Raw genomic sequence first — 26,380 nt, 5'->3', positions numbered from 1 at the left:
AATAAAGCGAAAGTATAGTATTATTTTTGAAATTTATTGTAACTTTTTCTTATGTTTATCTGTTATTACATTATCTAAACTACAAATTTTTGGAAATAATATGAAAAAAGTATTTTTTGTTTTCATGCTGCTTCTAATCGGAAGCACAGAATTATTAAGTCAAGAACAGCAAACGCCCGATAGCTATCTTAAAGTTCTCGAATTTTGGAGAAATGAAAAGTTTCGGTTAAAAGCTGAGGATTTGTTAGACAAAATCAACAATCCTGATAAGTACAAGCAGATTGATGCTTTAACACTACCGGAAATGCAAAAATCCGGGCTTGAGTCCACTGTAAGCATAAGTTCGGTTGTTGAATCAGAAGTTCACGCTGCAGTCAATCCCACAAATCCAAATAATATTGTTGCTTCACCTATCAATCAAAATCGAAACAATCCAACTTCAGCGCTGTCTTGTCCAATTTATTATAGCAAAGACCAAGGAGAAAGTTGGCAAAAAAGCAGTTTCGTCACTAAACCTAAGATTGATAATTTATTGATTGTCGGAGGTGGAGACCCAGTACTTGTATTTGATGGTGATGGCAAATTGTATTTATCGTGGATAAATGTTTGCCTTTCCACGATTTCTTTACCCGAAAATCCTACGCAATTAATCCCGGATTCACTTTGGGCTGTTATGCACTATGCAGTTTCGGAAGATGGAGGAGAAACCTTCAGTTTCGACAACTCAATGTACTTAGGTAAACTTGTTAAAAGTAGGTACACGGGTAGCGGCGGCATAACTTATATGCTCGACAAGCAATGGATGGCATCAGATGTGACAAAATCATCTCCATATTATAATAACGTTTACACAAGTGCGATGCAAATGAATATGGAACTTTCATCGCAAGATTATGGGATTAATATGATTGTATTTACCAAAGCGGCTGATTCATCACAATTCGACCAAAATGGTGTCAACATCACGCGTGGTCAAAATTTTCAGTTGGTGCAATTTGGTTCTTTAGATGTTGATTTGAACGGTCATGTACATTTTACATTTCTCGGAGCGAGAAGTGACCGTATAGGTAATTTATATCACTGCGTTTCCAAAAACGGAGGAGTGACTTTCTCCGTGCCTCAACCAATTGCTCAAATTCGTGGCACTTTAGCTCAGCTTGGTAATGCCGAATCTGTCGTGGGAATGAATCAAACTCGTTTGTATCCATGCCCGTATGTTGCAATAGATAGAAGTAACGGCATCGGTTCAAACAATTTATATTTGACTTGGACTGCTAATGGAGTAACTTCAAATGCTTCGCGTGGGCTTGATATTTATTTTGCCAAATCAACTAACGGTGGACATACATGGTCTGACCCTAAGATTGTTAACAAACATCCGGAGGGGGAGAAAATTCATGCTTATTATTCATCCATTAATGTTAGTTCCACAGGTGTTCTTTCAATTTCATATTATGACAGACGCCACTCAACAAGTGCATCTACGCATTATTACCTTGCCGTTTCGAAAGACCAAGGCGAAACTTTTGTCGAATTCCCGCTTACCTCCGAGCCAATGAATTTTGCAAATATTGGTTCTCAGAATAACAATTTCGGTATCGGTGAATACAATGCTATTGTATCTGACGGTAAAACAATAATCCCTATCTGGGCTGATGGCAGAACTAACGATGGGAATATTAATATTTATATGGCTAAAATTGATTCGGACAATCTGGAGCAATATCTCACTAGCGTACCCGATATTGTCAGCATTTTCTCTGATTTTTTCATCACAAAACTTTACCCAAATCCCGCAAATGAAAAATTGAATATCGAAGTAACTTTGAATAAGATGGGTGAGCTTAAATATATAATTTACGACCTATCCGGCGATGCACTTATTTCGGGAATTCTCGGAGATAATATCATCGGCTCTCATACATTTGATATTGACGTTAAATCTATTTCAGCAGGTCAATATTATCTAAGTCTAAGTACAAAAAATGGGTCTGTTGTCAAAAAATTCAATGTAGTTAGATAAAACAATTACTTATCTAAAAAAAAATCGCTCCCATGAATTCGTTTTGGGAGCGATTTTTTATTAAATAAGGGATATTTATTTCCCGGTTGCTTTTTCTAATTTTTTCATAATTGAAAATACAAATACTGCCGAAATAGAACAACAAACGACGAAAATAGCCCAAACTTGCCACACTTCGATACGCATCCACATGAATGAGCCGACAAATAAAAGTTGATTGCCAACTGCAGTTGCTCCCAACCATCCGCCTTGCATCAAACCTTGGAATCGAGGTGGCGACACTTTCGACACGAATGAAATACCCATGGGGCTAAGGAATAATTCTGCAATTGTCAATATCAAATATGTATTAATCAACCAATATGGCGATACTCGACCCGGTGTTGCCTCACCACCTAAATCAGCTGGTGAAACAAGTCCGACAGAGCCTACGAGCAGAAGCATAAATGCAAAAGCAGCCAAAATCATACCGATACCGATTTTTCGCGGGGTCGAAGGCTCGCTGTTTCGTCTTTTGAGCCAACCGAAGAACCATACAACCACGGGCGTCAGAAATACAATGAATATCGGATTGAATTGTTGGAATAATTCGGGTTCGATAACGTTTGAGTCATTGTAAGTTCCATAGAAATAATAAGCCAAAGCGCTACCTACAATTACTAATGCACCTCCGATGATTCGATGCTTTGTCTCCGAACTTTTCTTCACCAAGAAGACCATACCGAGAATAGCTGCGATAATTGGCAAGAATCCACGCAAATCGAAGAATAGATATGTGAATGCATCAACAGTTTTAGCGGTGTAATCACGAGCAAAGTAAGTAAGTGTTAGTCCGTTTTGGTGGAATGACATCCAGAAGAAAATAACTACTAAGAAAACCAAACCAAGTGCAACCAAGCGTTGGCGCTCTTCTGCAGGAGCCATTTGAATAGTAGCTTCGCCTTTTTCGACTTGCTTTTTTCTGTCAGGTAATTTACCCTTGAAGAAAATATATACAACTAACGAAATAAGCATTGCAACCGCTGCCACACCAAAAGCGTAATTATATCCTACTGCAAATACATCAATATAGTTTTGTGCAAATACAGTTAAATCTGTAACAGGCAAAGTAGTCGAATTAGTTGCTAATTCCTGGAATTGAACCATATCAACAGGTTGACCATTTACCACTTTGTGGGCTAAAGCCGGCAAATCTGCATCATAGGAATAGCCTTGACTTTTCAAGAACCAATTTCTAATACCGTTTGCAGCGGTAGGCGCAAAGAATGCACCAATATTTATACCCATGTAAAAAATACTGAACGCTGAGTCGCGTAGATGCGCATATTGCGGTGCATCATACATCTGACCAACGAGTGCTTGAAGATTGCCCTTAAACAGACCATTACCAAGCGAAATCGTAAAAAGTCCGAGAAGGGTGATAACCAGACCAGTTCCGGGAGTTGCCATTAGTGCATATCCCACGAACATTATTACTATACCAATTAATATTATGCCTTTGTAATTTTGAGTTCTATCGGCTAAAAACCCACCGACAAGTGCCAACGCATAAATCAAAGTGTAGAAAACGCTATAAATAATTCCGGCATCATCGGCTGCCAAACCGAATTTTGCTTGCAGAAACAGAACCAAAATCGCCATCATTGTGTAAAAACCAAACCGCTCGCCCATATTGGCAAAGAAGGCTACGATAAGACCTTTAGGATGATTTTTGAACATAGTACCTCACATTTTTATTACGAAAAATTACCATTGTCAAATTACAAAGCAAAATTAAGAAAAAAAACAGACTTTTTTCTTAATAATTTGAGTTTAGTTTTTATTTAATTATAATGTAGGCAAGGCTAATGCGGGATTCAGGTTCCATTCAGTCTGTCACCGGCATCACCAAGCCCGGGGACAATGTATTTTTTTTCATTTAAGCCACGGTCAATTGCAGCTGTATAGATTGGTATTTCGGGGTATTCTGTGATGATTCTTTCGATTCCTTCGGGTGCAGAAATCAAAGCAACAACGCTAATATTGGCAGCTCCTTCCAATTTGAGTCTCGAAATTGCTGATAATAGCGAACCGCCAGTCGCAAGCATAATCTCTAATAGGAAAATTCGACTATCTGAATCTATTTTCGGCACATTAAAAAAATATTCTTCGCTATTGAATGTTGTTTCATTTCGGCGAATTCCTATATAACCCACTTCAGCTTTTGGGTACATTTTCATAAATGGAGGCATCAAGCCCAATCCGGCTCTGAGAATCGGAATAAAAACGACTTTGCTTGTGATTTCTTTGCCTTTTGTTGTTTCAAGTGGTGTTTCGACTTGAATTTCCCTCGTTGGTAGATTTTTCAGAACTTCGTATGCCATGCAACTGCCGATGCTATCGACAGATTGGCGGAATAATTCGGAACTTGTACGTTTATCTCGAAGTTTGGTAAGTTCGAAATCAATAATCGGATGATTAAGTAAGTTTACCATAATTAAAATAAATCCGGATACCAAACTAAATTCAATCTCGGAATCGAGAAAAAGGTTGTTACTTCTGTTTCGCGGAAAAATTTACCGTTGGGGTCATTTCTTTCATATCTTGGGTCAAAGTTCCTGGTAGTTTTGCCAATCATAAAATCTAATTTCCATTCAGCTTGAATAGCAAATAATCCGGCACCTGATACAGGAATATTAATGAAGAAGCCCAATCCTGCATTAACTCCCATACGAGTTTGATTGTCAACCTCACCATTTTCCAATCCGTACTCGTTTAATAGTATTGATGGTCCTGCCATTCCGTAAAAATTGATTTTGTTGCGAGGATTCAAAAGAAAATGTGCTGTAAATTGAATTTGTTGGTGTATGTTTGGTTTGAGGAAGGGAAATTTCACAAGTAATTTTTCATTTTTTGCGTACAAGTATGTACCAGAAAGTACCAAAAAATCAAATGGTGACCCATGAATCGTGCCACCAAATGCAACTAATCCTTCGTAGGACAAATCTTGAGGGTCCGGCTTGTATGATTCAACGATAGTGTTTGTGCCCAAAACAAATCCTATGCCGAGTGTCTTTTTGAAATGATTAAAAGGTTTTGTGTATCGCGGAGTTTCTTCCGGATAATCTTCTTCATATCCTTGTGATTGTGCTGAATTCAGACCTGCAAGTGCAAATAATAATGTGACTAAAGTCAGTTTGAATAACTTCTTAGCATTGATTGTTGTCATTTCTATAACCTCTTCTATTTTAATTGTTTTTATTTCAGCGATTTTTTCCGCAACATACTTGACGAATAAAGGCTCATTTCGTTTACCTCTGAAAGGTACGGGAGACATATAGGGTGAATCTGTTTCGAGCATGAATCTGTCGTTTGGCACACTACGAATAATTTCATGGTCGGCAAATTTTTTGAATGTGATATTTCCGGTGAAAGAAATGTGCATTCTCAAATCCATAATTTTTTGAAAATAATCATGCGAACCATAAAAGCAATGCAAAACGCCTCGCAAAGTTCCATCTTGTTCTTCTGTTAGTATTTCCACAAGGTCATCTTCTGAGTCGCGATTGTGAATGATAACGGGTAAATCAAGCTCTTTGGCGATTTGGAGTTGTTTGCGGAAAACATCTTTTTGCACATCTCTGGGAGCGAAATCGTAGAAATAATCCAAACCTATTTCGCCAATTGCGACTGTTTTCTCCATCTGTGCATATTTGTAAATTTTTGCATACGACTCTTCATTTGCAGTGAGAGCACTATGCGGATGAATTCCAATTCCGGCAAATATGCGTTGGTGAGTGGCTGCGAGTTCATATGTTGATTCAAACTTATCCGGCTCGATTGCTGGAACAATCACTGCTTCAATCCCTTCGGCAAAAGTTCTGTCTATGACTTCACTTCTATCCGTATCGAAATCTTCCGAATCAATGTGTGCGTGTGTATCTATCATTTGGATTTATTCAATTTTACTTTCAAGATTGAAGTGTTTTCAAATCGGCGATGATTTTATCTATATGCCCTTTAATCTGCACATTGTTGTAAACCTTTTTTATTTCTCCCTTGGGGTCTATAATATAGCTTGTCCGAATCACACCCATATACTTTTTGCCAAACATTGATTTCTCACCGATGACACCATATAAATTACATATTTCTTTGCTTTCATCAGCGATTAATTGGAAATTGAGATTGTATTTTGATGTGAATTTATCATGAGATTTGACTCCATCAGGGCTAACGCCAATTACGTTTGCTCCCACACTTGTTATGCGTTCCATATTGTCTCGGAAATCACAAGCTTGTTTAGTACAAGTTTCGGTGTCATCCTGAGGATAAAAATATAGAACTAACCATTTGCCAAGGGTTTCAGATAATTTAAACTTTTGTCCGCTATTTACTTCGGCGGAAAAATCAGGTGCTTTTGAACCAATTTCGAGTGACATACTTCTCCTAAATCTTTGAACTAATCATTTCTTACTTCAGTTGCACCAAAGATATTTATGATTTCATTTTCAAAAGGATGCAAATCTTTGCTTTGGTCAACGTATTTATTATCTGACGTCGAATCGGAACTTAAGTTGTTATCATTCGATTCAATCTTTTCTTGCTCTAATTCAACTTTGACTGAGTAGTGTAAATCGAAATGTTTTGAAAGTATTGATTCGAGTAATTTGCCTTTACCACCAATAAAATCGGCATGAAAAGCATTATTAAATTTGAGTACGAGCGTTTTGCCGACTATCATCATCTCGGCTTGTTCCAATCCTTTCGATAGCCCGCTTTCGTTGATTTCATCTGATTTTAAAATCTTACTCCAATCCTTTGGTAATTCATATACAATCTTCGGGACTTCTACTTTTGCTTCAGTTATTTTACTTTCAGCTTTTGGAGTTACTGCTTTTGCTTCAGTGACTTTACTTTCTGGTGCGTAGGCAGTGCTATTTTCACGGGCTACTATATTTTCATTTGGAGCAGCTTTGGGTTGAGGAGTAACTGTAACAGGGCTTTCAGTCGTTGGCAAACCGTTTATTTGGCGAATCAAATCCTCAATTTCTGCGACAGTATCCATCGTAGCTAATTTGCATAAAGTCAGTTCAAATTTGACCCGCGGTTGCTTGGCGAATCGAATTTCTTGTTCGGATTGAGCTATCAAATTCATCATTCTCAACAAATCATTCTTTCTGAAATTTTTAGATTCTTGCTGGTACAGAGATTGAATTTCGCTCGCTGTTTCGATTAATTCTGTGCTTCCGGTTACTACAACGGTCAATAAATGTCGTAAATGCTCGAGTAATCCCGATAATGTTTCCTGCAAATCGTATCCACGATTGATAATTTCATTTGCAATGTGGAACATTTCGGCAGTGTTTTTACTGACTGCTGCTCGGGAAATCCTGAAATAGAACTCATCATCAATCAAACTCAGTGAATCAACAGTCGCATGGAAATCCACATTTTTGCCGCAAAAGGCAATGACTTGGTCGAAAATACTTTGTGAATCTCGCATCGAGCCGTCTGCCCGCTTTGCTATAATCATTAGCGATTTTTCATCTATAGTAATAGATTCTTTACCCGCAATATATTTGAGTTGCGAGACTATTTCACCGGTTTCCATTCTCCGGAAATCATACCTTTGGCATCGGCTTGTGATAGTCGGGAGCACTTTATGAGCTTCGGTTGTTGCAAACACAAACATCAAATGCGGCGGCGGTTCTTCCAAAGTCTTGAGCAAGGCATTGAATGCAGCTGACGAAAGCATATGAACCTCGTCGATTACATACATTTTATACTTGCCGTGAGATGGAGGATACTTTGCATTTTCTCTCAATTTCCGGATGTCATCCACACTGTTATTTGATGCACCGTCAATTTCGATAACATCCACCGAGCGTCCTTCGAGCACAGCTTGGCAGTTGACGCACTTATTACACGGTTCGGCAGCTACAGGGTGCAAACAGTTCACGGCACGAGCCATAATTCGGGCTGTAGTTGTTTTGCCCACTCCTCGCGGACCGCAGAACAAATAAGCATGGTGCATCCGCCCGGAAGTAACGGCATTTTTCAATGTCTGAGTGATGTGGTCTTGCCCCACAACATCGGCAAACGTTAATGGACGCCACTTTCGAGCCGTTACTATGTAGTTCTCGACTTCGTTAGTCAATGTATTTTCTTCGGACATTTTTTATTTTTTTTATGATAAACAAATTACAAAGTAAGACTATTAAAGTATAAAATATCAAAAAATTTCAAAAAAAAATATTTTTCTTTAAATTCATTGGCACGATATGTGATATAATTGATTTGTAATTGTTGAAACTAAAGAAAAGCAAAACTATATGAACCCTGTATGTAACTTGATAACTGACGAAGAAAGAAAAATAATCTCAAATTTGAAAAGTAATAGCAAACTAAATTTTGATAAATCAATAGCGACCGAATTTTTAGAAAGAAAAGGAAAACACTTAGAAATAATCGAAGATGATGTTGACCTAAACGCGATGCTTATCAAAAAGCCCGATTATTCTTTCCTGATAAAGGTCAAAGGCGATTCGATGATTAATTGCGGTATTGATAATACTGATACTCTTTTGGTAGATTGCTCAATTGAGCCAAAACACGGTGACATTGTAGTAGCATCTATTAATGGTAAGATTTTAGTCAAAAAGCTGAACTTTTCATATCGCGAAACGATGTTACTTTCCGAAAACGAAAATTATATGCCTATTAAAGTACGCTCCGGCGACAAGTTCGAGATTTGGGGTGTCGCTATTATGGTTATTAAGGATAGAACCTTATAAAATATGACGAGGAAACGCCCCGTTTGAGAAACCTGTCCATCCCCCCGGGCAGGTTTCCTTTTTTTTAATACATATCAATCAGCTTCGTCAATGCTTTTAATATGGAACAAAATCAAGACTACAGAAAATTTCTCATACCTGCTAATGTAGCCGGGATTCAAAATCTCGAATTAGTTGCTCGGCTCGTTGTCGAAGGTTTCATTACGGGATTGCACCGCTCGCCTTATCATGGCTTTAGCGTTGAATTTGCCGAACATAGGCAATACCGCCACGGTGATGAAACAAAAAATATTGATTGGAAGGTGTATGCCCGAACGAACAAATATTATGTGAAGCAATACGAAGAAGAAACCAATCTTCGTGCAGTGCTTGCAGTGGATTCGAGTGCTTCTATGGGTTACGCTTCCAAAGGTATGATTTCCAAATTCGACTATGCAATTTTTTTGACTGCCGCTCTAAGTATGTTGATGCTTAGGCAACGCGATGCAGTAGGGCTGGCAATGTACGATACCGAAGTTCGAAAATATTTGCCACCGAATTCGAAGCAATCCTATGTGACTGAAATCTTGAAAACCTTAGCCTCATATAGCCCGACAAATAATACCGGAACGGCTCAGGCTTTAGATTCATTAGCCGAACGAATCAAACGTCGCGGATTGGTAATTATAATGAGTGATTTTTTCGACGAAAAAGAATCGGTTCTGAACGCTCTGAAACATTTCCGTCACCGCAATCACGAAGTTCTTGCTTTTCATTTGCTCGACCCGCGAGAAATTGACTTCAAACTTGGTACAGGTGCTACTTTCCGAGATATGGAAACCGGTGAAGAGCTTGTTACTCAACCACATCAAATTGGTGGGGCATATTCCGATGCTGTGAAAAATTTCATCAAGGACATAAAAAAAGAATGTTTCAACCATAATATAGATTATACAATGATTGAAACATCAACTCCCTTCGACAAGGCATTAAGAGACTATATTACAAAGCGGCGAAAAGTATAATAATTTACTTATACCCGACCATTAAGCTTGATTCGAACTCTGTATCAATTTTGACTACATCTCTAAACCACGACTCTTTGAGTATTATCCACAAATCTGTCTCGGTGTAAACGCCACCACGAAGTGTATTGACGAGCAAGTTTATTGATGATAGAGCAAATTTCAGCGGATGTGTCCTATCGTCATCAATAATCATTTCGTGAATGACTATTTGTCCGCCGTGATTTAAAGCATCGAAACATCTTTGCAACAATTTTACATTATCCCAAATCGAATATAAATTCACTACATTTGAAATAAAAATCAAATCATAGCCACTGCCTAAATCATCCTCGTTGAAATCTCCCGAAATCGGAAATATTTTATCTTGCAAGTCATCATCAATTATCATTCGTAAAGTAAATCTGATTACCTCGGGATAATCAATAACATGTACTTTAATATTCGGGTTGAGTTCAATAAAACTCTTGGCGTAGGCTCCCTTGCCACCACCGATGTCAAGCACTTTTTTGACATTTTTGAGATTCAAATGCGAAAGTATTTCGGGGGCTTCCATCGTTGCCCTCCAATCGGTAGAATTAGCAAAGCTTTCTACCCATTTTTCATCCTTTTCCTGAAGATTTTTATAATTAACAGGTTGACCTGACCTAATTACTTGGATTAGGTCGCTCCACGAATCCCACAGTCCGGCGATGTGCTCCAAATTACCAAGGTAGGCAGGGCTTCCGTGGACTAAATGCTTCATCGAATCTTCAGTATTCTTGTAATGCAAATCAATGAATTCGAGCAGTTCCATTCCGCATAGAGCATTTAATAAACGCTCTGTTGCCCGAAAATCAGTGTTTATAATTCGAGCGATTTCTTCGGCTGAAAGTGCTTCGTCGCCGATTATACTAAATACATCAAGTTCGCAGGCTGTAAGTAATACTTTGCTCTTTTGAAATGCAAGTGCTGTATCAAGGATAAACTCAAGTCCGCTACCTTTGTGTTTCGGATAAATTTTCTTAACCATAGAAACTCCCATTTATGATATTTTAATTTCTTTTATCATGCTTGCGTAATTCAATTATGTGAAATTACAAAAGTTATTTATTAATGCCAAACATTCGTACAATTATTTTTTATTCATACAATTAACAATTAATTAACATAGGTTTGCATCATTTTTAGTAAATTTGTAGATAATATTTTCACAATTTTACGAATTATATCGGAGAAATCGATGTCAAAATCAAAGAAAAGCGATTCTAAAAATTCCAAAAAAAGCAAATCTCACCAGTATGTGTATTATTTCGGGGGTGACCAAGCTGACGGCACTGCTGAAATGAAGGGTTTGCTCGGTGGCAAAGGTGCTAACCTTGCCGAAATGGTAAATATCGGATTGCCTGTTCCTCCCGGATTTACAATTACTACTGAAGTTTGTACTTACTTTTATAAGAACAAACATTCCTATCCAAAAGAATTAACTAAGCAAGTTGAAAAAGCAATCAAACAAATGGAAAAGGAAATGGGCGCCAAATTTGGTGATGCCAAAAATCCTTTGTTGCTTTCGGTTCGTTCCGGTGCTCGTGCTTCTATGCCCGGCATGATGGATACTGTGCTCAATCTCGGACTTAATGACACTACTATAATTGGATTGATTGAAAAATCAGGCAATGCACGCTTTGCTTATGATTCATATCGCAGATTCGTTTCCATGTATGGCGACGTTGTAATGGGTTTGAAGCCACAGGGCAAGGATGATATTGACCCATTTGAAGAAATTCTCGAAGCTAAAAAACACGCAAAAGGTATAAAACTTGACATCGAATTTACTGCTGATGATTTGAAAGACTTAGTTGCTGAATATAAAGCTGCAATCAAAAATATTACAGGTCAGGAATTCCCCGAAGACCCTATGCAACAACTTTGGGGTTCGGTTGGTGCAGTATTTAGCTCATGGATGAATGATAGAGCTATCGTTTATCGCAAATTGAACAACATCCCCGAAGAATGGGGCACAGCCGTTAACATCCAAGGAATGGTATTCGGTAATCTCGGCGAAACTTCAGGAACGGGTGTTGCCTTCACTCGCGATGCTGCTTCCGGAGAAGACATTTTCTACGGAGAATTTTTGATGAATGCCCAAGGCGAAGACGTCGTTGCAGGCACAAGAACTCCAAATCCGATTATCGAACTCGAAGCCATTGACCCCAAATCATACCATAAATTATTAGCTATCCGCAAAAAACTCGAAAAGCATTACAGAGACATGCTCGATATTGAATTTACAATTCAAGATGGTCGCCTGTATATGCTCCAATGCCGCGTAGGTAAACGTACCGCTATGGCTGCGATGAGAATTGCCGTCGAAATGGTGAAAGCAAAACTTATCAAACCCGAAGAAGCTTTGATGAGAGTTGACCCTGACCAATTGAACCAACTTTTGCGTCCCGTTTTTGATTTGGAAGCTAAGAAAACTGCACTTGCCAAAGGTGATTTATTGGCAGTTGGTTTGAATGCCGGTCCAGGTGCTGCAGCAGGTAAAGTTGTATTCAATGCCGAAGATGCAGTAGAATGGAAAGCTAAAGGCGAAAACATTATTTTGGTTCGTATCGAAACTTCACCCGAAGACATCGCAGGTATGAACGCCGCCGAAGGTATTTTGACTGCACGCGGTGGTATGACTTCTCATGCTGCACTCGTAGCTCGCCAAATGGGTAAAGTTTGTGTTGCAGGTTGCGGTTCGCTTTTGGTGGATTACAAAGCTCGCAAATTTACTGTCGAAGGAAAATCTTTCACAGTGAAAGAAGGCGACTATATCTCAATTGACGGTTCGACAGGCGAAGTTATTCTCGGCAATATTCCTACCAAACCAAGCGAAGTAGTCGAAGTTCTTATCGACAAAACTCTTGATGCAAAAGACGCTCCAACATTCCAAATTTACAAGCAAATCATGGATTGGGCTGATAAATTCCGCAAAATGAACGTCCGTACTAATGCTGACCAACCTGACCAAAGCGAAAATGCGATTGCATTTGGTGCCGAAGGTATTGGTTTGTGCCGTACTGAGCATATGTTCTTTGGCGAAGGTAAAATCCAACCTATGCGCGAAATGATTCTTGCTGAAAATGTCGAAAATCGCAAAAAAGCATTAGCTAAATTATTGCCACTCCAACGCGAAGATTTCGAAGGTATCTTCCGTGTAATGGACGGTAAGCCGGTGACAATCAGAACAATTGACCCACCACTTCACGAATTTTTGCCTCATGATGATGCGGGACAAAAAGAAGTTGCAAAAGAACTCGGGATTACGGCTAAAGCAGTCAAAGAACGTGTTGACGCTTTGCACGAATTCAATCCAATGCTTGGTTTCCGCGGATGCCGTCTCGGCTTTATTTTCCCCGAAATCACAGAAATGCAAGCACGCGCAATTTTCGAAGCTACCGTGAACGTTGCCAAAGAAGGCAAAAAAGTATTGCCCGAAGTGATGATTCCATTAGTTGGGCATGTCAAAGAATTAGCCCATCAAGAACAAGTTGTTCGCCGTGTGGCTAGCGAAGTTATGGCTGAAACAGGTGTGAAATTTGATTATCTCGTTGGTACAATGATTGAAATACCACGCGGTGCAATCACTGCTGCCGAAATCGCCGAAGTTGCCGAATTCTTCTCCTTTGGTACAAATGATTTGACTCAAACGACTCTTGGCTTGAGCCGCGACGATGCAGGTAAATTCTTGCCTGATTACGTTGCTCGCGAAGTCTATAATGTTGACCCATTTGTTTCGATTGACCGCTCAGGCGTTGGTTTCTTGGTTAAACATGCTGTTAACGAAGGCAGAAGTGTCAAGTCGAAATTAAAGCTCGGCATTTGCGGTGAACATGGTGGCGACCCGGCTTCTGTGGAATTCTGCCACTTTGCAGGTTTGAACTATGTTTCATGTTCACCTTATAGAGTGCCTATAGCACGTCTTGCAGCCGCTCGTGCCACTATTAGAGAAAAAATTCAATCAAAAGCAGACAAAAAAGGCAAGAAAAAAGCTAAAAAGAAGTAAATATATTAAAATTTTATCATTATACTCACTCGTGAATGTTAATCACGAGTGAGTTTTTTTTCATAATAACTTCACTATCAATTAACAAATGTAGAAAAATGCCATATTTTGATGCTTTTCGTGCACTGAATACGATTTTGCTTTTTTATTTAAGCCCAAAAGCATATCTTAGCAAATAATTATTTTGATATTATGAAACTAAGCTCTATAAAAATGTAGAGTATCATTATTTTTTGCTTATTGGGTTGAGTATTCATTTTATAATATAGATAGTATGTAAAATTTATCATTTGAGGTTTATTATGAAAAAAATCTGTACAAGATTTTTTGTCTTTCTTTTTGCATTTACAATTTATGTCCAGCAAGCTAATGCAAAAGTAGAAATCGGCTCGACCGAATACTCAACATTGTCTGCTGCTTTTAGCGCCATTAATAATGGTACCCATACAGGCAATATTGTTGCTAAAATTACCGGTGATATTTCAGAAACCTCCAGGGCGATTTTGAACGCCTCGGGTCAAGGTAGTGCTGATTATACTTCGGTTGTGATTTATCCGACAGGCGAATATAAAATTTCCGGCAATCAAGCCACTGCACTTATCGAATTACGTGGTGCTGATGACGTCACTTTCGACGGTCGCCAGAACCAATCAGGTACAGCAAACAAATTAACAATAGAAAATACAAGCACAAGTACTTCCACTACTGTTATTTGGTTAGATAGTAATACAACCGGTGGTGGCGGTGCCTCTAATAATACTATCCGAAACATTAATATTATTGGCGGTTCTATTACAGCAAGTTATGGCATTGTAATGAGTGTCAGCACATCTTTGACCGGCTCAGGTGCCGGCAATGACAATAACACAATTGCGTACTGTACATTCAAAAAACTCTATTATGGTATTAGAGCATATGGAACATCAGCCGGCAGAATGAAAAACTTAAAGATATATGGAAATCACTTGGGTTCATCTGACGCAACCGAAACAGTAGCTTGGTATGGGATGTATATATATTATACAGATGGTGCTGAAATTTACGATAATACTTTTGATAGACTTGAACGCACAAGTACAGTTTATGGTCTTTACTTCTATTATGGTAATGAATCAAAAATTTACGACAATACATTTTCCAATTTCAAATCCGGGTCAACTTTGTACGGATGCTATATACTTCAAAGCCCTTACACAGAATTATATAATAACAAAATTGACAATATGAGTTCGCCAACTACATTATATAATATTTATTTAAGTAGTTGTGCCTATTCCACTGTAGAGGACAATAGGATTACCAATATATATAACGCAGGAACAATGTACGGAATTTATTTGACTTCGAGTGCTGAATCTACTGTACAGCGAAATTATTTAGATAATTTAATGAATTCAAGTGGCGCTTCTTACGGTATCCGTATTAATAGTTCCGGCAAGTCAAAAGCGCTTAATAATATCGTTAGCAACCAAACTGCATCAACTTATTCTCGTGGAATTTCTTTTGCGACCGTAGCCGATGGCGAATTATCCAATAATGAAATTTTCGGTATTACAGCAAATGGTTCAAGTACTACAGGAGCATGGGGAATTGAAATTTCAAGTACATCAAGCAATACACAAATAATAAACAACTCAATTGCGAACATACGAACAACCCAATGGAGCACATCAGGCACAACAACTAATCCATTCGGTATTTCGATTACAGGCGGTACAGGATATAAAATTTGGCATAATAGTGTGCAACTTAATGGCGAACAAATTGAAACCGGCACGTCAGGAACTCTTTCGTCATGCCTCATGATTACTTCAACTGCAGTCAACACAATTGACTTGAGAAATAACCTGTTTTCCAACACTCTCGAAGGTTTGTCCGGGTCGCGTTCATTCTGTGTTTATCTTGTAAGTACAAATAATTTGAACAACTCTACAATGGATTACAATAACTATTATGCCGGTGGTGATTATGGCATGATTGGATACTTAAATTCCGATATTACAAACTTATCAGGTTGGCAATCAGCTACATCTCGTGAATCTAATTCTATGAATATTTTCACCGAGTTTAACTCAACCACTAATAACGCGCCCGTCCCGGGTTCACAAGTAATTGGAAAAGGTATAGGTCTTAGTGAGGTTGAATATGATATTACCGGAGAACAACGTTCGGCTACTAACCCGACTCCGGGTGCATATGAAAAAGCCGCAGACCTATTGGGTCCTGATATTGTATTTGAAAGATTTGCTTCTACAACAAGTACAGACAACCGAGTCCTTGTAGCTACTATTACTGATTATACTGCAGTCAACAAAACTACTTCAGCACCAAGACTATATTACAGAGCTATCAAAAATAGTAATTCTTGGGTGGGGAATAGTTCAACTCAAGACGGATGGAAATATGCAACTGCTACAATAAGTGGCGACGAATATTCATTTACATTGGATTACAACAAAATTTATGATGGTATGGAAGTTGGAGATGTTTACGAATACTTTATTGTTGCAAAAGATGTTGCTCCGGCGGGCAACATTAGTGTTTCCAAGGGCTTTTTCTCTGTCAATCCAACTTCTACAAGTTTGACAGCTGAAAACTTTCCATTCTACGATTCAGATAACTTCAAAATAGCAGAAGCTATTGAAGGCGAAATTACAGTAGGTAGCGGCTCCGGTAAAGATTATGCTACTCTAACCGATGTAGGTGGAGTATTCGAATACTTAAATAATGGTATTTTGACAGGCGATGTCGAAGTAGTCATTTCTACGGATATTTCTGAGTCAGGTTCTATTGCACTCGGTAAATTATTATACGAAGGCGCCGAATATTATAACGTCACATTCAAACCAAGCGAAGCTAAAGTCAAAAGACTTTCAGGCACTCTTGCCGGTGGGTCTATCATTACCCTGCTCGGTGCAAGTTATGTAACATTCGACGGAAGTTTTGACGGTGACGGTCGTTACCTCGAAATTACCAACCAACAATCTACAGGATATAATGCTGCGATAGCAATCGGAAGCGGTGGTGCTATGTTAGATGGCGGCAAATTCGTTACAATTCAAAATTGTGTAATCTTCAACAACTATATTATGAGCACAGTCGGCTCGTATGGAATAATAGTTACTGATGGTTTAATAAGTACGAGTACGAATGCTTCAAGTGAAAATGTGAATAATTTAACTATCCGTAATAATGAAATCTACAAATGTTCATATGGGATTTCTGCTTTCGGTAAGACATCCGGTCTGTTACAAAATTTGTTGATTGAAAACAATGAAATAGGTTCGACTACTTCCGGCAGTGAGATTTCCGTCAAAGGTATTGATGTTTATCTTACAGATAATGCTGTAATTCGTGGGAATAAAATATTTAATTTCACCACAGCTTATAGCACTTCACGTACGGGGATTGAAATAGATGGTTCGACATCAACTAACGCCCTTATCGAAAATAATATAATTCATGGATTAAAGCAAACTGCATCAAGCACAGTTGGTTGTTACGGTGTTAACATCTTAGGCGGAACGGGTCATTCAATTATGAATAATTATATATTTGATATCACCACAAGTCGAATGAGCTCAACTTCTACCACAGGAAATCCTTTCGGTATTCGTGTTGCCTCGGGCTCAGGGCACAAGATTTGGCACAATACTATCATAATGAAAGGCAGTCAGGCTACTGCAGGCTCTCAACCATCACTTACAGCAAATATAATATTTTCATCTTCGTATTTGAATAACGATGTAAGAGGAAATATACTTCACAACTCAATTTCGGGTGTTAACGGCACGAGTTCCTTTAACATATTTTTGTATAGCACTAGTAATCTTACTAATGTATTGAGCATACTTGATAATAATAATTATACAGTCGGCGGTGACCATGGTAAGTATGGCGGATACGGTACTTCTTATCCATTCTCAAATGTTGCTACAACTTTGACAGCATGGAAAAATATGACCGGAAAAGATGTCAACTCATTCTCGGTAACAACAAATCATATTAGTGATACTGATTTACACTTAAATGGCAGTAGTGTTGGAAACACCAACCTTATGATTCCAAGAATGGATGATGTTCTATATGATTCCGATGGTGAGCTTCGCAAAAGTTCAACATATGTAGGCGCTGATGAAGTTATCGCTTATTTAAACATGACAGAGGATAACACACTTACACCGGAATATAATGTCTATTGTGTTGACAACCCACTCACATTGTCATTTGATTACGAGTTAACTTTTGGCGATGACATAACAAGAGATGGTTTATCAAGTATAGATATTGTTTGGTTTAAAAATAATTATGGTATTAGTGGTGCAAAATCTAAGAAATTGGAATTTGAGTCACTTCAAATGTCTGATTCCGCTACATATCATGCCACAGCAAAGTTTATGGATGTTGAATTGATGACTAAAACACAACATGTCGCAGTTGAAACGCCTATAGCTTTTGAATTACAACCTAAAGATGAAGATATCTGTTCTACTGACCCACAATTGCTAATCAGAACCGTTGCAACGGGCAATATTACCGGTTATCAATGGGAATTTAGAAAATTAGGTACAAGCACATTTATCCCGATGCAGGGTGAAACAAGTCCCGAAGTGCAACTTGATTTGAATAATCCTGAAGCAGCTATTGGACATTACAGATTGAAAGTGATGGGACCCGGAAATTGCGGACCTGATTATCTGTATTCGGATATCAGTTTTGTAAATATTTCTGACCCACTCGAAAATGCTCAGTTGCATTACGAAGGCGATTTGACTTACGTTTGCAAAGATGGCAGCATTACTATTCATGCAACCGGCGACGGTACTATTTTCGGCTATCAATGGCAAAAAAGTACAGGAACAGGATTTATAGACCTTAGCATTGACGAATATCCTTCTGCCAATACTCAAACGCTTGTGATGACTAATATGAGTCCTGACGAATCTGCCGATTATCGTTGTATGATTTTAGGTAGCACTACATGCGGAACACCACTTGTTCCAACACCCTCAACAGCTGTCAAAGTATGGGATTTCTTTGCAATCGAAGAGCATCCGGAAAGTCAGGTTGTTTGTGCAGGCGAAGAAGTTACACTCAAAGTTTTTGCCGAAGGAACAATTTATGGATTCAGATGGTTGAAAAATGGTATTGAAATAAGTAACGAAGAAAACTATTATGCTGACAAACGTGTTTTGATACTACCGAATGTTGAATATGACCATTCAGGTATTTATCAATGCCGTTTGACTGTAGAAGATTGCGCCGGTCAAAAAATCGTGACTTCAAATCCTGCTGCAGTTTACGTAGCAACTCCTACTGAATTTACTAGGAAGCCTACCACACAATCTGTTATGCTTGGCAATTCGGTCAATTGGGTAGTCAGAGCTCACGTCAATGGTGCACCTCCTGAATTTGAACCTAAAGTTCAGTGGTTCAGAGGACCAGCCCCACTATTAGAATCACCAAGATTCATTGGTACTCAATCTAACAGTTTGATTATTGCTAACATCCAAGATTCTGATTATGGTGATGATTATTGGGTTGTAGTTTATGGATTATGTGGCAATGATACAGTGAGTAACTTCGGATTAATCAAATCTGAATTTAGCATAACAGCTCAACCTATGAGTACTTCGCCTTGTCAAGGTGAATTTGTTAGCTTTAGTGTTTCGGCAACATCCTCGACAGGTGAGCCAATTTCGTACAGATGGCACAAAGACGGTGTTGCACTGCTTGACAATGACGATTACGTCGGTTCGCATTCAAACACATTGACAGTGAACAATTCAAGAGCAGAACTCAATGGTGAATACTATTGCGAAGTTAAAGTTCCATCATCACCTTATGGACTCCTCTCATATATTGCAGTATTAGAAGTCACTGACCTACCTGCAATAACGAAAGATTTGGAACTGATAGTTAATTTAACAGTTGGTGATAATTTGATGCTTGAAGTTGAAACTACAGGTACTGACCTAATTTACCAATGGTATTTCGATACCGAAGCAATTCCAGGTGCAAACGATGTATCTTATACGATTGAAAGTGTAGATGAATCGAATACCGGAGCTTACTATGTATTGATTTCAAATGCTTGCGGTGAAGTTACTTCCGAAATAGCAATTGTTACTGTATCATCATCTACAAGTGACGTTACTGACCAAATGAAAGACGGTTACTTGCTTGGTGCAGCAGTTCCTAATCCTGTAAATTCAACTACGGTAATTTCTTACGAAGTTGCCTCTGACGGATTTGTCGAAATCGTCCTAATTGACCAATTAGGTGTCGAAGTCGCAAAACTTGTTAACTCAAGACTTGCAGGCGGGCAGTACCAACTCAATATTGATGCTAACGCATTGCGTCTGACTTCCGGAATTTACTCTGTAGTCATGAGAGCAAACGGTGTTCAGTTGATTCAACGCATAGCAGTAATTAAATAAGACTATAAATAATAAAGTATTTTTAGAGTCGGCTCGCATGAGTCGGCTCTTTTTTTTTGTCCCAATAATAAATCTCTTTAAGTCTAATTAAAAAATCATCTCTTTCGTCTAAGAAAAACTATAGTTAGTCTGAAAAATATTTCAATTAGAAATTCAATAAAGAAATTAATGAGCGCAACTCCCTTAGAGCTATTTAGAAATTTTTGTATTATTGCACATATTGACCATGGCAAATCAACATTGGCAGACCGTTTGCTTGAAATGACTGGAAGAGTTAGCAAGCGGGAAATGGTTATGAACCAAATCTTAGATGATAACCCACTCGAGCAAGAACGTGGCATTACCATTAAATTGCACGCCATCCAAATGGACTACAAAGCCGATGACGGCAATACATATATTTTAAATTTGATTGATACTCCGGGCCATGTTGACTTTACATACGAAGTTTCTCGCTCACTTGCTGCATGCGAAGGCGCCCTGTTAATCGTTGACGCCACTCAAGGCATTGAAGCTCAAACCATTAGTAATCTATATCTCGCACTTGGAAATGATTTGGAAATTATTCCTGTATTGAACAAAATTGATTTGCCGAGTGCCATTACAACTGTTGATGACGTAAAACAACAGGTAATGGAGCTCATAGGTTGTGGGGAAGATGAAATTTTGCTTGCATCCGCCAAACAAGGTATTGGCATTCATGAAATGTTGGAAGCGATTGTAAAGAGAATTCCACCACCAAAAGGCGACCCCAATGCTCCTCTGAAAGCTTTGATTTATGATTCGATTTATGATGCATATCGTGGCGTAATTGTAAATGTTCGTGTTTTCGAGGGAACTTTACGCGAAAACGAAAAAGTCTTGTTTATGGCATCAAATAAAGTTTACGAGACTGAAGAAGTAGGTATTTTGTACATGACTCGCCACCGAACAAAAGAGCTTTCAGCGGGAAATGTGGGGTATTTTACAGCAAGTATCAGAGACTTGCACGATACCAAAGCCGGCGATACTGTTACATATTTCAAAAATCAATGCGTCGGTGCTATCGAAGGATTTCAAGTCGTTAAGCCGATGGTATTTTCGGGTATCTACCCTGCGGATGCGGATGATTTCGAAAATTTACGCGAAGCTTTGGACAAACTCGTACTAAACGATTCGGCAATTACTTACGAACCGGAATCATCTAATGCACTCGGATTCGGTTTCAGGTGCGGATTTTTAGGGCTTTTGCACATGGAAATTGTCCAAGAAAGGCTCGAACGCGAATTCAACCAAACAATTGTTACCACAGTTCCAAACGTACGATACAAAGTACTCAAAACCAACGGTGATGTTATTTTTGTTGACAATCCTGCAGAATTACCCAAACTCGGCGAAATTGAAGAACTTCAAGAGCCATACATCAAGGCTCAAACCCTCACGCCAAATGATTATGTGGGCAATATCATGAAATTGTGCATGGATAGAAGAGGAGTGCTAACAAATCAAATTTATCTGTCTGCAACACGTGTTGACATTCAATGGGAATTGCCCTTAGCTGAAGTTGTATTCGACTTTTACGACAAACTGAAATCAATCACTCGTGGCTATGCTTCACTCGATTATGAATTCATGGAATATCGAAAAGGTGATTTGGTCAAACTTGATATAATGCTCAACGGCGAACCTGTTGACGCATTATCGGCAATTGTCCATAGAGCTAAGGCATACGATTGGGGTAAAAAATTATGCGACAAGCTTAAGGATTTAATCCCCAGACAAATGTTCGAAGTAGTGATTCAAGCATCAATTGGGCAAAAAGTTATCGCTCGTTCGACCGTGAAAGCATTGCGTAAAAATGTAACTGCCAAATGCTATGGTGGCGACATTTCGCGTAAACGTAAATTACTTGAGAAACAAAAAGCAGGTAAGAAGCGTATGAAACAAGTAGGAAGTATTGAAATTCCGCAAGAAGCATTTTTGGCTGTACTCAGCATTGACAATTAATTTTTAGATAATAAATACAAAAAGCAATGGATATTAAGAAATATTTCGCTAAGACTGCGAAACCGGCTAAGAAGAAACCCGAAACTTTTCAAGAGAGTGTCATTTCCTGGGTAAAAACTATTTTAGGTGCTATTATTGTTGTGATGATTATTAATGGTGCTGCAGTAGCATCTTTTGTTGTTCCTACCGGTTCGATGGAAAAAACCGTTATGACAGGAGATTTCCTTTTTGTCAATAAATTTATTTACGGACCAACTACACCACAACTAATCCCATTTTTGAATATTCCATTGCCCTTTTATAAATTTCCGGGACTGAAAGAGCCCGAGAAAGGCGATGTCATTGTATTTATTTACCCGGGTGACCGTGACGAAGTAAAGCCGGCTGATTTCGTTTATTACTTGAAACGCTGTGTAGCCGTAGCCGGAGATACTATTTCAATTGTAAACAAGCAATTAATCGTAAATGGTACAGAAGTTCCACTTGCCGAATATGGAAAATTTGATAGAGAGCTGCCTATTTATCCCGGTGATAAATTGCGTACATTTCCTCCGGGATTGGGATTCACTCGCGATAACTGGGGACCTATAAGAATTCCGAAAAAAGGCGATGTAGTGGAGCTAAGTCCTGAAAATATTCGTGAATGGGAAGTGCTTATTGCTCGCGAGGGACACGAAGTGGCATCAACTGCAAGCGGAATTTTGATTGATGGCAACTCTGTTTCAAGCTATACAATTGAACGTGATTATTGCTTCGGGCTTGGCGACAATCGAGACAATAGTCTCGACAGCCGCTATTGGGGCTATATTCCTTATGATAATGTGATTGGTACTCCAATGATTGTTTATTGGTCATGGGATACAAATATTCCATTATCTAAAATAGTTGACAAATTCGGCTCGGTTCGATTACCAAGAATTGGCACAATTATCAGATGATGAGCGATTCGGAATTAAAGGTTTCACCTCAAAAAAAAAACTCTTTACGAGTTGTCATATCTGCATTTTTTGAAGTACTGATTCTGATACTTTTGGTCACTTTTTTGCTCAGATTTACAACTCTCGAATTCCTGAAAATCGAGTCTGATTCGATGTCGCCTACCTTAAAAAAGGGTGACCACGTACTGATGAGTCGGCTCGGCTATTATTTCGGATTGGGCTCAATAATTCCTTTCACTACGCTCGAAAACCCTCTTAGATTTGCCCTATGGTACAAAGAACCGTCAAGAGGTGATGTGATAGTATTTCGTGACGAGGATTACGAAGGCGATTTCAAATCTATCAGATATGTAACAAAACAAGTTGATGCTATTCCCGGAGATACTGTTAATTACCAGCATTTTGAAGGTAATACAACTTTCAATCTTTTTACTTTGGTAGAGTTTGAAGACCACTATAAAAAAGCAGCTTTACCTGCGAAAGGTACTGAAATCAAGTATGATTCGGTGAATTCCGACTTTTATATTTCCTTGATGCGTTCAGAGAATGAATCTGTATTCGATACCGGAAAGGACTTTCTTGTCAATGGCAAATCATCAAATGTCTATATTTTCAAGAACTCATATTATTTCGTAACAGGCGAAAACTACAGCAAAAGCTATGATTCACGTTACTTTGGTCCGATTTCGTCCGAACGAATTGAGGGCAAAGTCTTATTCCGCTATTTTTCAGAAAATTCAGACGATGGTATTTCGTTTTTGAATTTTAAATGGCTCTAATATCTAACATAATAAAATCAACTTTGCTGCTGTGTTGCTTGCAAGTCGGATACATATTTGCCTCCGATAGTGTTGATGTTTATATCATCAATTATAGTTACCACACAGGCGTTATAATCCCGACTGATTCACTTGTTTTGTCTGAATTGAATGTAGGCGAAAATTTCAAGGAATACCGGAAGATTGATATAGGTTGGGGAGATGCCGATTTTTACCAAATTACCGGTTTTGATTTATATTTGGGAGCGAAAGCACTGCTAATGCCAACTTCGAGTGTCCTACGGTTTGAAGGTATGAATTACCCTGTTACGTCAATGCCTGAGAATTTCGATTTTATTGTTTTATTGAAATTTTCGAGAGAGAGATTTGCCAAAATGATTGAACTTGTTAATCAATCTTTCGATTTAGATGATTACGGTAAAATTCAAAAAGCTTCAGAGCAATATTCCGGCAAAGTGCAATTCTATTTTTCAAATGAGAAATATCATACATTCAATACATGCAATACTTGGGTAGCGAGATTGTTGCGAGATTCAGGATTCGACATATCTACTTTTATGGTAATTACCAAGTATGATTTATATACTCGTCTCAAAAAAATCGGCAAGCTAATCAAAGCTCTTAATTAGCTTTTGGTGGTTGCCAATTACCTCTTTCCCAACGTATTAATTCAATATTGACACTTCCAACATAAACATTCATTTCTGCCTTTATAGGGACTCTGGCTTCGTCATCGGAGAACCAACCCTTGAAATACCCTTTTAACCCATAAACTCCTTCCCAATCGGCTCTACCGTCGAAAAATAGCGTTTTTATAGGATACTTGACAGCGGAAATGTTAGTTTTTTCAGACCTACCATGAAAATTAAGACTTGTATAAGACAACGCTGCATTAATTAGTGTCGGAACTCTGACGGTTTTACCCAAATCAGTAAATTGCCTGGCGAAGAAAAACAAGGAGCACCCATCATTGACTTTCTTATCAAATTCGATTTTGTTCGTTTTATCTAACTTGTTATCTTTCCAAAGTTCATATACAATATGCTTTTGGGGATATTTCATATCAAATTTTTCTGTTGTCCATGGATTATCACCCTGCTTAGTACTGCCCTTGAATTGATGTGAATGTGTCAAATTCTTCTCCATCAAAGATTCGAACAAAGCATTGAGACTTAGGAAAGGAATTCCCGGGTTGCTTTTCATTTCAGCTTTAGCGGAATAAACTTTTTTGCCGTTGAAATCAACTTCTTCAATCGAAGTTATTGTGATATTACCCAACTTAATTCCCATAAAAGATACTTCGTATTCGATTACTTCTCCGGGGTAAAAAACATTGAGTTTCGGTTGGCTGTGGGCTTGAGCCGACATTATAAACACGAAAAGAAAAGCTATAAAGAGAAATTTTAGGTTTTTGATGATTGTCATTATAAATTAATATTAGTTTCAAATATATCTTAATAGACGATATGAAACGAAAAAAGTGAAAATAATTGTAATGAAGACAAAAATTAGTTAGAGGAGAAGAAGCTATATTCGTAGATAAATTTTCTGATAACAGTACCTTGAGAGGTACTTTCGAACTCAGTTATTATGCGACCTGCGGAGTTGTATTTGTATGATTTGATATATGTGACTCCTTCGTTGTCATAATTGATGACATCAAGCCCCGAATTCCCGGGAGAATACACTAAACTGTCGCGTGAGAAAGTATTCCCGTTTGAAGATATTATGGTTCGCTCGACCAAATTCCCACCGGAACTATATGTATAACTATAATCAAAAACTACTGTATTATTTGTTTTGATATCAGTCTCGGAACGTTTGATTATATTGCCCAGTTCATCATAGGTATAAACAGTTTCCTTACAAGCATCGCCGGATTGGTCAATCGCTACTTTTTTAACGATTCTACCATAGTTATCCAACTCATATTCATTAACTGATTGTTGCTTTTCATTACCTGCCGCATCGAATTCTATTAAAATTTCTTTGCTTTCGTTATTGCTTGTATATGAGTAAGAAGATTTATATTTAATAATGCCAACTTCGTTGTATTCTTCATTGAAAGTCAATCTGCCACTTCTGTCAAATTCTTGAAACATCACAACGGATTTCTTTTGATTTGTAGTAACGTCAACCTGCCATTTGGTAATAGATTTCAAAACATTTTGGTTCTCGTGGTTGATTACAGGGCTACCCATATCCGAACAAGCGCTGATTAGAACAAGCAGCGACAACAATCCGAGTGATATGTTTGCAAATCTTAACATTTTTCCAATTACAACTATACAACTTTTATAAAAATAACAAAAAAAACGATACAAACAAACTATTTTTTTCATATCCGAAAATTTACTTAGCATTCCTATCTGAGAATACTGCATTTTAGTATCGTTGGAAT

17 protein-coding genes are annotated in these 26,380 nt (G+C 38.2%); 9 read left to right on the top strand and 8 right to left on the bottom strand.

Going from position 1 to position 26,380, the window contains the following annotated elements; translation table 11 throughout:
* Positions 1–100: 100 nt before the first annotated feature.
* Complete coding sequence (locus M9949_00995; GenBank protein ID MCO5249982.1) at positions 101–2,023, top strand: T9SS type A sorting domain-containing protein; 1,923 nt, start codon at positions 101–103, stop codon at positions 2,021–2,023.
* Positions 2,024–2,098: 75 nt separating this feature from the next.
* Here M9949_00995 and M9949_00990 read toward each other — a convergent pair whose 3' ends face one another.
* From M9949_00990 to dnaX, 5 genes are all read right to left on the bottom strand, one after another.
* The gene (locus M9949_00990) at positions 2,099–3,742 is read right to left on the bottom strand and encodes a peptide MFS transporter (protein MCO5249981.1); all 1,644 of its coding nucleotides are present in this window, start codon (positions 3,740–3,742) and stop codon (positions 2,099–2,101) included.
* Positions 3,743–3,879: 137 nt separating this feature from the next.
* Positions 3,880–4,497 carry a uracil phosphoribosyltransferase gene (gene upp / locus M9949_00985; protein MCO5249980.1) on the bottom strand — a complete coding sequence of 206 codons (618 nt, stop codon included), beginning with the start codon at positions 4,495–4,497 and terminating at the stop codon, positions 3,880–3,882.
* A 2-nt stretch (positions 4,498–4,499) separates the two neighbouring features.
* Positions 4,500–5,951 carry a TatD family hydrolase gene (locus M9949_00980; protein ID MCO5249979.1) on the bottom strand — a complete coding sequence of 484 codons (1,452 nt, stop codon included), beginning with the start codon at positions 5,949–5,951 and terminating at the stop codon, positions 4,500–4,502.
* A gap of 22 nt (positions 5,952–5,973) precedes the next feature.
* Positions 5,974–6,444, bottom strand: a complete 471-nt coding sequence (gene bcp / locus M9949_00975) for a thioredoxin-dependent thiol peroxidase (GenBank protein MCO5249978.1) — start codon at positions 6,442–6,444, stop codon at positions 5,974–5,976.
* Positions 6,445–6,464: 20 nt separating this feature from the next.
* A complete protein-coding gene (gene dnaX / locus M9949_00970; protein MCO5249977.1) occupies positions 6,465–8,180 on the bottom strand; it encodes a DNA polymerase III subunit gamma/tau in 1,716 nt (571 codons plus the stop codon).
* A 157-nt stretch (positions 8,181–8,337) separates the two neighbouring features.
* Here dnaX and umuD point away from each other — a divergent pair, with 157 nt between their 5' ends.
* Positions 8,338–8,799, top strand: a complete 462-nt coding sequence (umuD, locus tag M9949_00965) for a translesion error-prone DNA polymerase V autoproteolytic subunit (GenBank protein MCO5249976.1) — start codon at positions 8,338–8,340, stop codon at positions 8,797–8,799.
* Between the two features lie 101 nt (positions 8,800–8,900).
* Positions 8,901–9,803: a DUF58 domain-containing protein gene (locus M9949_00960; protein ID MCO5249975.1), complete on the top strand. Its 903-nt coding sequence runs from the start codon at positions 8,901–8,903 to the stop codon at positions 9,801–9,803.
* Positions 9,804–9,807: 4 nt separating this feature from the next.
* On the opposite strand, the gene M9949_00955 is transcribed toward M9949_00960, so the two are convergent.
* Positions 9,808–10,815 carry an acetylserotonin O-methyltransferase gene (locus tag M9949_00955; GenBank protein MCO5249974.1) on the bottom strand — a complete coding sequence of 336 codons (1,008 nt, stop codon included), beginning with the start codon at positions 10,813–10,815 and terminating at the stop codon, positions 9,808–9,810.
* A gap of 210 nt (positions 10,816–11,025) precedes the next feature.
* Between M9949_00955 and ppdK the strand changes: the two genes are divergently transcribed.
* The 6 genes from ppdK to M9949_00925 all read left to right on the top strand — a co-directional run bounded on the left by ppdK (position 11,026) and on the right by M9949_00925 (position 24,608).
* Entirely contained in the window at positions 11,026–13,836 is a 2,811-nt protein-coding gene (ppdK, locus tag M9949_00950) for a pyruvate, phosphate dikinase (protein ID MCO5249973.1), read from the top strand.
* Between the two features lie 302 nt (positions 13,837–14,138).
* Positions 14,139–20,276, top strand: a complete 6,138-nt coding sequence (locus tag M9949_00945) for a hypothetical protein (protein MCO5249972.1) — start codon at positions 14,139–14,141, stop codon at positions 20,274–20,276.
* A gap of 168 nt (positions 20,277–20,444) precedes the next feature.
* Positions 20,445–22,262, top strand: a complete 1,818-nt coding sequence (lepA, locus tag M9949_00940) for a translation elongation factor 4 (GenBank protein MCO5249971.1) — start codon at positions 20,445–20,447, stop codon at positions 22,260–22,262.
* Positions 22,263–22,288: 26 nt separating this feature from the next.
* Positions 22,289–23,200, top strand: coding sequence for a signal peptidase I (lepB, locus tag M9949_00935; GenBank protein ID MCO5249970.1), 912 nt, complete (start codon positions 22,289–22,291; stop codon positions 23,198–23,200).
* Positions 23,197–23,979, top strand: a complete 783-nt coding sequence (gene lepB / locus M9949_00930; GenBank protein MCO5249969.1) for a signal peptidase I — start codon at positions 23,197–23,199, stop codon at positions 23,977–23,979. The genes lepB (M9949_00935) and lepB (M9949_00930) overlap by 4 nt, the downstream gene beginning before the upstream one ends.
* Positions 23,970–24,608, top strand: a complete 639-nt coding sequence (locus tag M9949_00925) for a DUF2459 domain-containing protein (GenBank protein ID MCO5249968.1) — start codon at positions 23,970–23,972, stop codon at positions 24,606–24,608. Before lepB (M9949_00930) ends, M9949_00925 begins: the two co-directional genes overlap by 10 nt.
* Here M9949_00925 and M9949_00920 read toward each other — a convergent pair.
* Both M9949_00920 and M9949_00915 read right to left on the bottom strand, forming a co-directional pair.
* A complete protein-coding gene (locus M9949_00920) occupies positions 24,601–25,347 on the bottom strand; it encodes a DUF3108 domain-containing protein (protein MCO5249967.1) in 747 nt (248 codons plus the stop codon). The genes M9949_00925 and M9949_00920 overlap by 8 nt on opposite strands.
* Before the next feature lie 140 nt (positions 25,348–25,487).
* A complete protein-coding gene (locus tag M9949_00915) occupies positions 25,488–26,249 on the bottom strand; it encodes a hypothetical protein (GenBank protein MCO5249966.1) in 762 nt (253 codons plus the stop codon).
* Positions 26,250–26,380 lie beyond the last annotated feature (131 nt).

The organism is Candidatus Kapaibacterium sp., assembly GCA_023957315.1.
In the GTDB taxonomy this organism is placed as follows: Bacteria; Bacteroidota; Ignavibacteria; order Kapaibacteriales; family UBA2268; genus PGYU01.
Note: the sequence above shows the minus strand (reverse complement) of the source record. Positions and strands in the feature narration are given on the sequence as shown.